12 protein-coding genes are annotated in these 14,609 nt (G+C 29.0%); all 12 read right to left on the reverse strand.

What is annotated here, in order from left to right; genetic code table 11:
* Positions 1-975: 975 nt before the first annotated feature.
* The 12 genes from JEY78_RS00555 to JEY78_RS00610 all read right to left on the reverse strand — a co-directional run bounded on the left by JEY78_RS00555 (position 976) and on the right by JEY78_RS00610 (position 14,598).
* Positions 976-3,048 carry a hypothetical protein gene (locus tag JEY78_RS00555; protein ID WP_291845953.1) on the reverse strand — a complete coding sequence of 691 codons (2,073 nt, stop codon included), beginning with the start codon at positions 3,046-3,048 and terminating at the stop codon, positions 976-978.
* 5 nt (positions 3,049-3,053) lie between these two features.
* Positions 3,054-3,335 (reverse strand): TrmO family methyltransferase, encoded by a 282-nt coding sequence (locus JEY78_RS00560; RefSeq protein ID WP_291845954.1) that lies wholly within the window; start codon positions 3,333-3,335, stop codon positions 3,054-3,056.
* A 45-nt stretch (positions 3,336-3,380) separates the two neighbouring features.
* On the reverse strand, positions 3,381-3,602 hold the full coding sequence (locus JEY78_RS00565; protein WP_291845955.1) for a hypothetical protein: 222 nt from the start codon (positions 3,600-3,602) through the stop codon (positions 3,381-3,383).
* 40 nt (positions 3,603-3,642) lie between these two features.
* Positions 3,643-4,689 (reverse strand): beta-propeller fold lactonase family protein, encoded by a 1,047-nt coding sequence (locus tag JEY78_RS00570; protein WP_291845956.1) that lies wholly within the window; start codon positions 4,687-4,689, stop codon positions 3,643-3,645.
* 47 nt (positions 4,690-4,736) lie between these two features.
* A complete protein-coding gene (locus tag JEY78_RS00575) occupies positions 4,737-5,927 on the reverse strand; it encodes a glycosyltransferase (RefSeq protein WP_291845958.1) in 1,191 nt (396 codons plus the stop codon).
* A gap of 22 nt (positions 5,928-5,949) precedes the next feature.
* Positions 5,950-7,161 carry a glycosyltransferase gene (locus tag JEY78_RS00580; protein WP_291845959.1) on the reverse strand — a complete coding sequence of 404 codons (1,212 nt, stop codon included), beginning with the start codon at positions 7,159-7,161 and terminating at the stop codon, positions 5,950-5,952.
* Between the two features lie 6 nt (positions 7,162-7,167).
* A complete protein-coding gene (locus JEY78_RS00585; protein WP_291845960.1) occupies positions 7,168-8,328 on the reverse strand; it encodes a glycosyltransferase family 1 protein in 1,161 nt (386 codons plus the stop codon).
* 39 nt (positions 8,329-8,367) lie between these two features.
* Positions 8,368-9,423 (reverse strand): acyltransferase, encoded by a 1,056-nt coding sequence (locus tag JEY78_RS00590; RefSeq protein WP_291845961.1) that lies wholly within the window; start codon positions 9,421-9,423, stop codon positions 8,368-8,370.
* A gap of 60 nt (positions 9,424-9,483) precedes the next feature.
* Positions 9,484-10,668: a glycosyltransferase family 2 protein gene (locus tag JEY78_RS00595; protein ID WP_291845962.1), complete on the reverse strand. Its 1,185-nt coding sequence runs from the start codon at positions 10,666-10,668 to the stop codon at positions 9,484-9,486.
* 41 nt (positions 10,669-10,709) lie between these two features.
* Positions 10,710-11,648 (reverse strand): phosphoribosyltransferase family protein, encoded by a 939-nt coding sequence (locus tag JEY78_RS00600; RefSeq protein WP_291845963.1) that lies wholly within the window; start codon positions 11,646-11,648, stop codon positions 10,710-10,712.
* A gap of 83 nt (positions 11,649-11,731) precedes the next feature.
* Positions 11,732-13,210, reverse strand: a complete 1,479-nt coding sequence (locus JEY78_RS00605) for an O-antigen ligase (protein ID WP_291845965.1) — start codon at positions 13,208-13,210, stop codon at positions 11,732-11,734.
* Between the two features lie 2 nt (positions 13,211-13,212).
* Positions 13,213-14,598 carry a hypothetical protein gene (locus tag JEY78_RS00610; protein ID WP_291845966.1) on the reverse strand — a complete coding sequence of 462 codons (1,386 nt, stop codon included), beginning with the start codon at positions 14,596-14,598 and terminating at the stop codon, positions 13,213-13,215.
* Positions 14,599-14,609: the final 11 nt, after the last annotated feature.

Consider the following 14,609-nt stretch of genomic DNA (forward strand, 5'->3'; position numbering starts at 1 on the left):
TGTTAATTTATTAACAATTTTTGTAACAAAAATAGTTATTTATTTTTAAGATGGAGATGACATTTATCAGTTGCAAATTATTGATTATGAGATATCCATTTGAAAAATAAATAAAAATGTCTAGCATAGATTTTAAAAAACTTATTAACTTTTTTGTGCAAGCCAAATAATTTATATTTCATTTTGATGAAATAAAGAAAGAAACACAAAAAATGCAATTCTTAAAATACTTGTAATTTTAGCATAAACATAATTGCTACCTATGAAATCTAAAAGTACATAAAAGGCAAAATATTTTTTATATATAATAACTAAAAAATTAAAAATTAATTGTATTATAACAAGTTAGTTTCCATTGATAGTATTATCTGATAATATTTTTCAAAATTTTAATTATAATTGACAAACCTACGTAATGTTGCATATAGTTTGTTACGGGTTTCCACATTTTTAAATAAGAAATAAGTAGCTTGTACTAAACTGGGGTAAACTGGTTGTTAAATTTATTTTTATAACCTATTAGTTATTTAAAACTGCTTAGGAGTTTTAGTAAAAATTATATAACTTTTATTCAGAAATTGTATAACTTTTTTTAAAACTTATACAATTTTTATTTAAAAAATGTATTATAAGATATAGGATTTTTTGGTGTATCTAAATTATTATATTTCAGTATAATAGCTTCACTAATATAAAGATACAACAATTTAGGATTCGCATTTCCACTTTTGAGTTTTTTTTTGAGTTTTTTTGGAGAACTCTTTTAAAGTAAAATTAGTAGTTAACAGAAGAGTGCTGATTGCAAAATTTGTTGGAGCTGTTTAAAATTCTTGATTTTAAATTATTGTAAATATCCGATGAAACAATTTTACATTTTCAACTATTATAATTTTGATTATCATAAATAAAAACCATTTTTATTTTAATAAAACAACTAAGAGTTTACTACATTTTATTTTTTTTATTTAAACCTTTTTAATCTAACAATCCAGGTTTGTTAAGAATTAATTCTATTTTTTTTATAATAACAGTAATCTGATTCATTTGCGTTTCAATATTTCTAAAATAAATACTGATATCTCTGTTAACCCAACTTTCTGAAATAACCCTAGCACCCAAACTAATTCTTAAAATAGCACTTTCAATCTCATTACTATATTTTACATTAACTGCCTGACCCGTGTGACATTTTTGGGCAGCAAGTCTAATAACTTCTAATGAGGCACCTTCAAATTGATTGGATAAGTCAGAATTTAACAAGATGTATAGTTTTTTCACATTATTAATTGATAATACTTCATTGTTTTTAAGGATAAAAAATGGGAAAATGGTGCGTATACTTCTAATTCCAAATTCTTTACTGTTATAGGCGTTTGTGTTTGTTTCATCACCATAAAGTGGCTCTAAAAAAGTGGCGTCTTTTATAGAGTCTTCAACAAAATTACAAAACATTTCAATACCCATATTTCTATATAAAATAGGTGTTTTGTAATATCTGTCCATTTCAACTATGGAAGCATTCCAACGCATATAGGAACCATAATTAAATCCATCAGATAAATTATTTGAACAAAACCACGATTTTGGCCAATCAGAATGATTGTAATATTGGGTCAATCCTTCTGGAAGTGTGTTTTTTACAGAATGAATTAATTTACTAACACTTTTAGGCAGAATTAATGCTCCGGAATATGGAGGGCCTGTAAAGTATTTACTTCCTGTTATGGTAACAATATAGCCTTTATTTAAATAGTTTTGTATGTCCTTAGGGTCTAACCTAAGTTGAGAACCATCAACAATAATTTGCATTGATAAATTATTGAGTGAATTCAAATTTTGCATCATTTTTTCACTAGGAGACTGATAACCTAGTTTTGATTGATCCATTACGTGCAATACAATATGTCTTCCTAATTCATGAGTTTTTGAAATAGCAGTAAAAACTTCCTTATCTAATTGAACAGAAGATTTTAAATCTCCGTTTTCATCTCTAAAAGGAATTTTAATTACTTCAACATCTCTAAATCCTTGAATTTTATCACCTTTTTTAACTGGATGATTAAGTGCAGTTGTATTTTCAAAATGACACCCTTTTAATGCCGCTGGTACACCGCTTCCAGTTTCATCTGACGCAACTAAAACATGTGTAATGTCTTTTTCTGAAATAATTTGGGTAATAGCTGCAATTTGCAGTGAAGAATCTGTCCCAGATGGAGAAAAAATGATTTCACACTCATCATTTATTTTGAAGATTTTTTTCAGGTTATTTTTTAGTAATTCTGAAAACTCTAAGGTTGCATTTTTAAAACCAATTTTCAAGCTATTTCTTATTAAGATACTTCTAACTTTATCTGTTTTGTCATATGCAAAATTTGAAACACTTGTAGCCGTTGATGATGCAAAAGTAAATGCCTCGGGTCTTGGAAATGGTCGGCAACCATATTTGTTTAACAAATCAATTTCATCAATATTCAATCTAAGGTCACCACCAGCCATTAATAAATACTCTGTTGGTTTTGCCAGATTTTCAATAATAGGTTTCCAAGAATCTTCAAATACGTTGTTGGTGTTATTTAATCCATGAAATTCTTGTAATACTTTATATTTCAACAAAGATTTGGTATTCAATTGCTCTGTGCTTTTAATTAAATTAAACAGCGAACAATCAAGGTGTTTTAATTTTTCTTTATCATCTTTAGGTAAAAGATTATAGAATATTTTGGTTACTTCAAGAGCGGCAATATCACATAATGTAGTATTCTGTTTTTCTCCACTCAAAGCTTTATACCAAAGTTGCCATTCAATGCCATACCTTAAATATACCAATGCTAATGCGGGTTGATTTAAAAATGATAGGCCAATTATAATTGATTTGTTTGGTACAATTTTAAATACAGTAGGTTGACTAGTTGAGGTTATAATATTTATGTTGTTTATTTTTGGCACCGTATTAAATCTCTTTAAAACCCTGACTAAATAATTCACATTTTCTTTTTCAAATAAACTAGTTCTTTTATATTGATTTTCAATAGGTATATTATTTGTCATAGGTTTTATAATTTAAAACGCTCATCAGAACGTAGTTTATCAATAGGAAAATTTCCCGGAATATCTAACCATCCGGATTTAGCTTTTTTTCTGTTGTCAAACTTAGGAAAAAAAGGCTTTATATCAATCAATAGTGATTGATTTAGCATATCAACCATTTCTATATGAATAATATTGTTGTCAATTCCTAGAAGTTTAACGGTTGAAAGGCCAATTGCATCAGGTCGTTTGGGTGATTTTGTAGCAAATATTCCGTGTTCTTTAGTATCCATAAAAGGTTTTGTCATTTAGTCTTAGCCATTTACTTTATGCAAGTGATACAGCAGTGTAATTTAAGAAAATACTACGAAATTAGTTAATTCTTCTAAATATTCTGAAAACAATTTAATAACGTCTGCGGGAGGAGGTTGAATGAGCGTACCATTCATATTATTAAATGATATATGAATGACAGCATTAGAAGCAATAATTCCTTTAATGAAAACTATATGTTCATGTAAGTTTAATTTCTCTTGTAATGGAATACATTCAAAGTAAAATAGTAATTGTAACACTCACATTACCTTTATGTTTAAATTTTAAGTTTTAAAAATTCTACTCAATAAAAGCCAATCCTTTTGGAAGCTTTCCTGTTCCAATATTGCTAACTAGTTCAAATGTTTTCATATCAATAACTTCAATTTTATTAGCATTGGAATTAGAAACAAAAGCATATAATCCATTTGAATGCATTAAAACATTAACTGGATGAGGAGTATGGTAAAGTATTTTTTCAACAAGAGTCTTTTTACCAGGTATACTTATTTTTTTTATTTCTTTTCTAGAATGACGATTAAAAACAGAAATATTTCCATCAATACCATTAGCAACTAAACAATTAACACCATCAATAGAAAACTTTAAAATTAAAGGTTCTTTACCTGAGTTTAGTGTATCTGTTATTTCTAAAATATCTGTGTTAATTATATTTATAGAATTATCTTTTGTATTAGTAACCCAAACTTCGGAGCCATCTTTGGTTATGTCAATTCCATTTGTTCCTTTACCACAACGAATAATCTTAATTAATTTATCTAGTTCTAAGTCGATAATACTTAATGAACCAGCAGATGAATTGGTGACAAAAGCGATTGGTTTATTAGGATGAATTGCTAAATGATGACTTCCGCGTTGTTCAATTTTAATCTTTTTTTCTATAATGCCTGTTTCAATATTTATTACTAAAAAATAATTTCCACCGTCAGTTACTAGTGCAACCTTATTTGTTTCAGGAATAAATACAACTCCGTGGGGTCTAATACCTTCATCTAGATAAATTGTTTTTTCAACAGTATTAGACTTAGTGTTAATAACAGTAATGCTATTTCCTTTAATTTCTTGAGTGCCATAATTAGTTACAACGATTCTGTTTTGATCAGATAATGAAGCTATATCGTGCATTCCAGCCTTAATAGGGTATTCTATTAATTCTTTGCCTTGCAGTAAATCAAACACTTTAATATCGCTACTAAGTTCATCTACAATGTACAGTTTGCCAGTTGTTTGAATGGTGTATGATGGAGCCCTTATTATAAAAACGATGATTACTCTAACCAATATTAAAAAGCAAATTATAAGTGCTATATATTTGATTTTTTTCATATTTAATCCAAGCAACAATTTATAACTTACTTATTCTAATTTAAAACTTAAACAGCTCGTTTTGCACGTTCCCAGTTTACAGATTGCGATTTTTTCATATATCTAAAAAATCCAAGAACAACAGATAGGTTCATAATAAAAAAGTAATATGGAACAAAAAGTGCTTTAATTCTAGTGGATCTGTTTTCAAGAAACCATCCAGTTAATGCAGCAATATAAAATAGCATCTGTAACCAAAATAAAATTGAATACAATCCAAAATCTAACATACCCTCGTTGTAAGCCAAAATAGTTGAAACAGGAATTAATAGAACTAAACAAAGAGGCGTTAGGGTCCATCGTAAAACCCTATGTGAAATGTATTGAAACGAAAGTGTGCCGTATTTAAAAATATTAAGTAACGATCTCAATCTTACTACAGATTGTATTCCACCTGCTGAAATTCTTATTTTACGTTTTAATTCTTCTTTTACATTTGCGGATGCAGTTTCAATAGCATAGGCTTCAGGATCATATTGAATTGTATATCCATCTTGAGCGACTCTTAATGAAATTATAAAATCATCGAGCAACGTATCTTTTTCAACATGGCGATATAATTTTGTTCTAATGGCAAATAATTCTCCGGCAGCTCCAACTACAGAGTACAGTTCTGCATCCCATTTTTTTAAGGCAGATTCGTATTTCCAATACAAACCTTCGCCAGCGCCAGAAGCAACATCACTTTCTTTATTTATAATTCTTTTTTCACCTGAAACGCATCCAACTTTTTCATTTCCAAACAGGTTAACAATACGTCTAATAGATTCCTTTCCTAAATTGGTATTGGCATCACTAAAAATAACAATAGGTGTTTTTACAAACTCCATTCCACGATTCATCGCTCCAATTTTCCCATTTCTAGCGTTTAAATGATGAACCGTTGTATTTGGGTAGTCTTTTAATAAATTTTGCGTACCATCATCAGAGCCATCTGTAACCCAAACAATGTTTAATTTATCTTTAGGATACTCTAATTCTAATGAATTTTTCATTTTTGCTGCTACATAATCTTTTTCATTATAAGCTGCAATAAACAAGGTAACTTCAGGCTCATAATTAGGGTCAATGGCGGTTTTATTACCAATTTTAAATATCCTACGAATTTTTATAATTAAGTATAATAAAATTCCATAACCAACGTAGGTGTAAACAACTACAAATAATAAGATCCAAAAAGTGATTTTTAATACTTCCATAAGGGGTGATTTTAGTTTTTCTTTATTTTAATGAAGACTCTTGAATTTTATCTGTATAAAATTTATCTAGTATGTTACCAAACTCTACAGCTCGTCCTTCCCAAGAATTTTGTTTAGCAAAAGCAATCCTTTCTTCAATTAATGAATCATTATCATTAGCTAGTTCATTTATAATGTGTTCTTTAAATAACTCTTTAGTATTTGCAACTTTCACAGTGTCTTTAAAATCGGTTAAATTGGCAAAAGCAGTCATAACAACAGGAACTCCAACGGCTAAGTATTCATTAATTTTTAATGGATAAATATTTTTATTTACTTCATCCATAATGTATGGAATAATTCCAAGGTCATATTTGGCTAGTAATTCAGGAACTTTATTTGCTTTTATTGGGCCAAAAAATGAAACATTTGGGTATTTAGATAAACGTTCAACAATAGTATTATTTAGCAAATATCCAGTAAATTCAAAGAGTACTTCAGGTAATTCTTTCACTGAATGTTCAACCATGTCAATGTCAAATCGTTGATCTAACGTTCCTATATATCCTATCTTTTTAGTACTTGTATTTTTTGAAACTGTTTTCTTGGCAAAAGGAACAAATAGATTAAAATCAACTCCGTTTTTTACTACAAAACTATTTTTATTAAATTTTTTCTTTTCAGAATTTAAAAAATCAGATGTTGTGATAATACCATCAACTTTGCTACAGAATTCTTTTTCAATATCAAATATTCTTGATTTATGTCTTCTAGTATCCATTCCATCATAACAATAATAAACATTCAGCAATTCATTAAGTTGTCCAATCATAGGAAGTCCATACATTGGGTTGTAAGCCGTCATGATAATTGGGTTCGACATAGATTGCTTTTTAATAATTTTTAATAATTGACGCTTGTACAAATACGCATTAATTCCAAACAGAAATTTAAAAGCTGTTTTATTTTTAATAAAGTCTACTGGAAGCACTGGAGGCATTACAAGGTGCTTTACAATAGCTCCATTTTCTGTTTTTTCATCTTTTATTCTGTTTTTTAGTCCTAACATTCTGGCAACTTGAGCTTTTTGTTTTCCTAATAAGCTCATAACCACATCTTTTAAAGTAAATGGGTACTCCACAAATACAATATTATTGTGTTCAGCTAAAAGTGATAACAGTTGCACTGTAGATTTAGTAAATTCTCCGTGCCAAGTTGTTTGTGATATGCAAATGATGTTTTTTCCTTTAAGCATAATAAATTATTTTTTAGAATGTTCAACATGAATAAGTTCATAAAGTTTTAAATAATCTTTGGCCATATTTTCCCAAGAAAATAGTTTACTTCGTTCTATTCCTTTTTCACAAAGATTATTTTTGTATTCATTATTATGAAGTATTTTAATAATTCCTTCTGTAATTTCTTCAGGTTTAAATGGATCAACAATATGTGCAGCATCTCCTGAAACTTCTGGCATTGATGAAGTATTTGAAGTAATTACTGGCACGCCACAAGCCATTGCTTCTAACATTGGAATACCAAAACTTTCTCTTAATGATGGGTATAGGAAAATTGAACTTAATGAATAAATTGCTGGAAGATCTGTATTTATAACATATCCAGTTAATACAATTTGATTAATGAGTTCTTTGTCTCCAATTTCATCTAGTAATTTTTCCAATTCATTAGTATCGTAATCTAACATCACCAATTTATAATCGGATTTACTTTGTTTTAAAAAATCTGAAAAGGCTTTTAAGGTTCCTTTGGTATTTTTTTTAGGATCTGTATTACCAAGAAAAAAGAAAAAATGATCAGGTAAATGGTATTTTTCTTTTACTCTTTTTAGTTCTTGTTCATTTGAAATAGGTTTAAAGTGAGTACTAACACCATTGTAAATTGCTGTTAGACGTTTGTCGCCAGACATTCCAAAAAACTCAGCAATACGATTTTTTTCAAAATGAGAAACTGTAACTATTTTATCACTGTTTTTTACAACCCGTGGTACAATTAATTTGCGATATACATTTCCGAATTTTTGGTAAGAAGAGGCACTTCCTGTAAGTATTTTAAAATAACTACTTTCCATATAAATAATATCATGCAAGATAGTTACTAATGGAATTTTAGTAAAAATTGGAGCTGTATTACTTGTGCAATGCAGTATTTCACAACCGTATTTTTTTGCAGCCTTAGGCAATGCAAATTGTTCCCAAGTTGGATATGGACCACCTTCTAATTTAATAATTTTAAAATTAGAAGTTTCTTTTAAAACAGTATCATCTTCATCTGGCTTAACAAATATAAAATACTCATTTTTCTTATCTATAATTTGGAGATTCTTAATCAACTCCAAAGCCACCATATCCATACCATGCTTTTTCTTACGAAAAAGTCGTTGTCCTTCTATTCCTATTTTCATATTATTTTAGTTTTTTGTGGTGCATTGTTAATAATTATTTTATTTGATAACCAGTTTTCTAATTCGTTGATATACTATAACTTCTAATAAATATGAAAAAAGAATCATAAATATAATATAGAGTCCATATTCAATTATTTTATTACTGATAAAATCTAAATAGGTTGCTTTTACTACTAAATAATGATGCGATATATAGATTACATAAGAGCAAGGCGCTAAATATTTAAAAACTCCAAAAATTGAATTGAAACCAATCCATTTTAAATTTTTCCAAGCTATAGATATAAATAGAAGTATTATTGTGAAAACAAAATGTCTAAGTTCTATAAAAGGGTATGCTGCAAGTGGGTAGCTATATATTTTTGTGTACGAGTAATTTAAATAAAAGTTTAAGCCCAAAATTGCCGCTATTGTAATTAACACATATGCATAGGACATCATAGATTTATAAGTAATATTTTCTCCTTTTAAATAGATAGTTGCAAAGCGAGCGCCGGTCCACCATATAGCAAAATACATTCCTAATCTATTTAATATAAAAGGGTAAAAAAGATAGGAAATGGCGCTAACAATAACAATAGTATTAATCCATTTATTTAATTTTTCATTGCTTATATTTTTAATAACTAAGAAGAAAAACATATAAAACCACCATTCATAGGATAAAGACCATAAAACACCATTACCCATATAGGTTGAAGAAATCACATTTGGTTTTTGTGAAATTACATCTTGAAGCATAAAAATATTTCCTAATAAATTACTCCATTCTGGATCTGCAAGAGAGCCCTCACTATAACATTTAATTAGGTAGCCTAAAATAAATATAAAAATTAAAGGAGTGTAAAGCCGAATAAATCGACGTTTAAAATAACGTTTGAAAGATTTGTCTTCAGATTTTTCAAAAGAATATTTAATTACAAATCCACTTAAAACAAAAAATACAATAACAGCTTCTGATCCAAAACGAAAAATAGTGCCCACATTAATACCCAACAAATAAATTTTTTGAGGTAATGTGTGAAATAATACCACATAAATAGCGGCAAATCCACGTATTGCTTCTAATTTTTCTAGCTTGTTTTTATACATTAATTATTGATTTTTAGAACTTTTAGTTCAGCCTTTTAAACGGCTTTCTTATGTTGTTTTTTAATTATTTGAACCGTGTTTTGTATGAATAAATTTTTTGTTAGCTCCTTTTATTTTTAGTAATGATAATAACATCATAAACATTCCTTTTGGTAAACTAGACACCGCTTTTAATGTTTTCATGGTGTAAAAACTTCTTGGTATTGAAAATAGAAAAGACAACACGCAAGCTATCGCAACAATAAGCCAACTTATTGAAAATAGGATTCCATTATCTAATAAATAATTACTTACAATAAAAAGTCCGCCAAAAAGCATTACGCTGCCTAATAGTAATACTCTTGGTGGTTGAATAAATTGAATTGCTTTATCAAAATAATCAACATTTCCTTTTAAAAATAGGTCTTTTAAGGCGCTTAAAAAGTCTTTTCTAAAATAGTGTAATTGTGCAGATAGCCAACGTCTACGTTGATTTCCAAAAACTTCCGCTTTTTGAATTTTTTCATCGTACACCATTGCATCATTAAGGTATGCAATCTTATGACCATCTTTTAGCATTTTTAATTCAATTTCTTTATCAAAACCACCTACAGCTTTTACGTTTGACATTAATGATTTAAAAAAGTCGTATTGAAAAGCCATTCCAGAGCCAATTATTGCCGATGAAAGTCCTAAAACAATATGCCCTTTTCTAAAAATATGATTGTTTATTTCTTCACTAACAGCATCTAAAATTGCCCATGAATTATTTGTGTTTTTTGCGGTTCTATGTCCTTGAACTGCGATATGACCTTGTTCAAAAGAAGTATTGATTTTTTTTAAAAAATCAGTTTCCATTAAATTATCAGCATCTAAAATAACCGCAATATCATATTTATCTGTTAATGCAGCCATTGCCTTGTTTAAAGCTTTGGATTTTGTACTTTTTTCAAAACTAACTTCAATTAGTTTTATAGGTAACTTTTTTAGTTCACTAAGCGTTTCTTCCAAAAAAGAATCTGCAATAATTACTACATCGTAAAGGTTTGAAGGGTAGTTTTGCTTTAAGGCTGAATTAGCCACTTCTATAATAACTTCATCTTCTTTATAACCAGGAATTAATACAGCAATTTTTTTTAAATCGCCACTTGATTTATAATTTCGTTGCTTGTAAAATAACCCTGCAATTGAAAATACAAAAATATATAGCGTAGCTAATGCTATTAGAATTAGGATGATGATTTGAACTGTATTAAATATTAGCATACCAGTATGGTTTTATTATTGAATGAAATTTAGATGGCTATTTATTTCATGGATCTTAATTTATCACGCACTTTTAAAGCATACTTTCTAAGGAAAGGGAAATGCTTACCACTTTTAAGGTTGTACATAAAAGATTCAGAATTATAAATCATTTCAAAGTTTTCTGTACATAAAACAGGTTTTTTTGAGAGTCTGTTTATTTCTATGGCTTGTGCAGGCTCACTTTCTACAAACAGTACATAAGGTTTGGACATATAAGCTTTCGCTTTATGATCACCATGGTTGTTTGCCTTTTGTCTTGCTTTCATGTCAGGTAAGTCCAGCATTACAAGATCATTGTATTTTATATTATTTGCCTTCAACCATGTTTCGGTTTCATTTCGGTATTTTTCTAAACGTGAAGTAACAATAGTGCCAATTTTACTTCCAGGAATAAATAATGGTGGCGCATTTAAAATAAAATTAATGTATTTTTCTCCGTCATCATTTTCTTCTGGTAAAGGATCTGGACATAAAACACCGTCAATATCAAAACAAGCTTTTTCTAAAGTAGTATGATTTAAAATATTCCATTGGAAATATCTTGGTAAAGGCACTGTTTCAAAATGATAGTCCACCATTTTTTCTTTCCCAGGAATTACATAAATAGCACAATATTTTATGTCGAATTTAGATTCTAAGTGTTTTAAACTTTCTTTACATTCTATCATTGCTGAACCAGAAGCAATACTGTCATCTACCACTAACACTTTTTTGAAGCCATCTCCATCAAAAAATTGACTTCGTGCTCCTGCCTTATAAATATGCCCATTTAAAAATGAATGTATATCTGTATATGGTTTATTAAGGTATAATGATAGTAAGTTTGCAGGTAACATACCACTTCTTGGAACTCCAACAATTAAATCGAAATCGCGCGGAATAATACTTAATCTTTTAAGTATTATATTGTTTAATTCTCTAATATTTCTATAATTCATAAGGGTTAATTTAAAGATTTATAAACCTATTTATTTACTATCTATTAAGTGTTTTTTATCGATTAACATTGATTTGAACACTATTATTTTACTAATTGAACTTCATTATTCTCGATCTCTTTTTCAAAAACCTCAGTGTTTAAAATAATTGCCATTGTAGCATATATTAATAATGCTGTAGGCATTTGACCTAAAACTGCATTTCCGTATGATGCTACCATAATACCTGCCATTCCTGCTATTAATGCTGATATTTTATATTTTAAAAAGGGGTCTTGAATTCTAAACATTACTATAAGACTTGCTTTGGCCATTACATAAAAAAGAATAGCTAAATGCAGTAATAAACCAACAATACCTTGCTCTACCCAAATTAAAACATACCAACTATCTGTTGCAACATTAGAAAGAAATGCGTGAGGTAAATAGCGTTGTGCTTTAGTACCCCCATGGCCAATACCTCCACCAAATGGTCTTGATGCTAAATAATTTTTAAGAATTTTTTGATTATCGAGTCTTACTTGTAATGAAGCGTCATTTGGGTCGAAGGCAGTTCGCATTCTCCTTATTTGTGCATTTCCTTGACCAATTGATGTGAATTTAAAGAAGATAAAAAGGATCACTAAAAATGCGATTCCTACACTTAAAACTTTTATATTTTTACTTAATACAAAATAGGTCATAAAACCTACAATTGGAACAGCTAAAGCGCCTCTTGTGCCTGAGATTACCATACCGTAAATTCCTAAAAGACCAACGAAAATAAAAAATAATTTAGAGAGTAATTTGTTCTGAGACATGGCATAAATTAAAAATACAACGCCTGTATATCCCTGATTTGCTCCAAATTGGCCTGCATCACTATAAAAAGAGAACACCCTCAATTTACCAAAAAGAATGTGTGTTTTATAGCTTCCTTCGTTTAACCATTCTTGCTCAGCAAAGTCTACGCCCATAGTCATTTGCATAATTCCTTTTAAGGTTCCTAGGATTGAAAAAAATGCCCATATATAAAAGAAATAATTTAACTTTTTTTGAGTGTTTATAAAATAAAGAGTAAGCGGCACAAATAAGAATGGATAAAAGGCGATACCTCTGCCTGAAACCCAAGCGGCAATACTTCTAGCTTCTGGATTTGCCAATTGAAAGATGGAGTATCCAAACCATAAGGTTACTAACAAGGTAATATCTTTTTTAGCAGGAGTCCAATCTATACGAGTTTTAAACCTATTCATAAACAAAGCTAAATAAGTTAAAACGAGTATACCATCTATTCCAAAGCCTAATGGAAGCCCTTTTACATACCTTCCTAAACCAAGCAATACAAAGTTTAATGCAATTGCGGTATAAAAACCAATGATTGGGTAACAAAATAAATAGTATAAATAAACTACGCCAAAGAAAAGAGCTAAGAATAATCCAATACCGATAACTCCTAATTTAGCTATTATTATTGCAAAAAAAGCTATTACACCAAACAACAATGCCATATAGCCTGGCTTAGATAAATTCTCTGAGCCGGAATAGTTGTCAAAAGGGTTGATGTTAAAGTTTTTGGCCATAATTAATTATTCTCTTCAATTTTAACGAAGCGTTTATAGCGATTTCCAGTAGCTTTATTAAATAGTGAAATATAAAATATAATTCCACTTTTAAATATTTCTCTAAATGATAATGACAATTCTTTGTTTAGAAAATACATTCCCATCCAAATACCAATTATTGTAAATATAATTGAGGCAATGGCAACGAGAATTAAAGATTTAAAAATAAAAATGGCAATTAAATCTCCAATAATATTGGCAACTAACATTACAAATACTTTTATAGCATTTATATTTGGTTTATTTACACTATCCAAGCCAATACCTGTCATTCTATCTATTGGTAATAATAATCCGTAAATTGAAAATACACGCACAATGTTTACAACATTAAATCCAGTTATAGGATCAGTTTCCAAATATTGATTTCCCGAAAGTAAAAACACAAAAAATTCTGCAAATACAAAGGTGAATATGCTAATGAAAACAAATAAGTAGGATAGTGCACCTGAATACACATAAAACAAACTTTTAACTTCTTCAATTTTGTGTTGTACACTTGCTTTAGACATTTTAGGAAATGCCGTTGCAACAAAGCTACGTAATGGAATTTGTTGTAATTCTGTAAGTTTTAATGGGATGCTGTAAAGGGCTACTGCTGCATTTCCTAACGGACTTAAACTTAGAATTAATGTATCTACACTTCGCAATAAATTGGTGCCAATTAGTGTAAACGTGGTATATTTTCCAAAATGCAAGAGTGTTTTATTCGTTTCTTTACTTGCTTTTGTAATTAATTGAATTCCGTCCCAGCCAAAAGCAACACTCATTACCGAAGTAATAGCATTAATAATTAGCAACGCAATAACTAATTGTGTCAATGTTAAATGTAACATTATAAAATTTACAAGAATAACCAAAAAAAACAACCCGCTATTTATTGATTTCAGCGCTAAAATTTGGGCATATTTTCTGTCTGCTTGTAATACAACTAAAGCATTATTCCAAGGTAAGTTTAAAAATGCCAATAAAGGATACCAAGTAAAAAAAATACCATAACCAGAGTTTTGTATGGCATCATTAAAAAGGGTGTTACAGCCAATTAAAATAATTGCTATTAGTATTGTGGCTCCTGAGCCAATTAAAGCATTTGAACCAATTAATTTAATTCTAGAAGCTTCGTCTGCACCAGACAAATATCTTATTAACCCAGTATTTGTAATACCAAATCTAAACATCTCAACAAAAGATCCCGCAGTTACAAATAATACCCATTCACCAAAAATTTCTAAAGACAAACTTCTAGCTAATAAGGCGAAACCCCCAATGCCTAAAATTGCAATAACAACATTCCCTGTCAGCGACAAGAAGTTATCTTCACGTACAATTTTTTTAAGTTTCTTCATTTATTATAAAG

The organism is Lutibacter sp. (assembly GCF_016342705.1).
Classification (GTDB): Bacteria; Bacteroidota; Bacteroidia; order Flavobacteriales; family Flavobacteriaceae; genus Lutibacter.

Bases quoted from the DNA above. Each gene is read 5' to 3' on its own strand.
- JEY78_RS00610 (WP_291845966.1), bottom strand. From the start codon at position 14,598: ATGAAGAAACTTAAAAAAATTGTACGTGAAGATAACTTCTTGTCGCTG.
- JEY78_RS00555 (WP_291845953.1), bottom strand. From the start codon at position 3,048: ATGACAAATAATATACCTATTGAAAATCAATATAAAAGAACTAGTTTA.
- JEY78_RS00580 (WP_291845959.1), bottom strand. From the start codon at position 7,161: ATGCTTAAAGGAAAAAACATCATTTGCATATCACAAACAACTTGGCAC.
- JEY78_RS00575 (WP_291845958.1), bottom strand. From the start codon at position 5,927: ATGGAAGTATTAAAAATCACTTTTTGGATCTTATTATTTGTAGTTGTT.
- JEY78_RS00560 (WP_291845954.1), bottom strand. From the start codon at position 3,335: ATGACAAAACCTTTTATGGATACTAAAGAACACGGAATATTTGCTACA.
- JEY78_RS00585 (WP_291845960.1), bottom strand. From the start codon at position 8,328: ATGAAAATAGGAATAGAAGGACAACGACTTTTTCGTAAGAAAAAGCAT.
- JEY78_RS00600 (WP_291845963.1), bottom strand. From the start codon at position 11,648: ATGAATTATAGAAATATTAGAGAATTAAACAATATAATACTTAAAAGA.
- JEY78_RS00590 (WP_291845961.1), bottom strand. From the start codon at position 9,423: ATGTATAAAAACAAGCTAGAAAAATTAGAAGCAATACGTGGATTTGCC.
- JEY78_RS00570 (WP_291845956.1), bottom strand. From the start codon at position 4,689: ATGAAAAAAATCAAATATATAGCACTTATAATTTGCTTTTTAATATTG.
- JEY78_RS00605 (WP_291845965.1), bottom strand. From the start codon at position 13,210: ATGGCCAAAAACTTTAACATCAACCCTTTTGACAACTATTCCGGCTCA.
- JEY78_RS00595 (WP_291845962.1), bottom strand. From the start codon at position 10,668: ATGCTAATATTTAATACAGTTCAAATCATCATCCTAATTCTAATAGCA.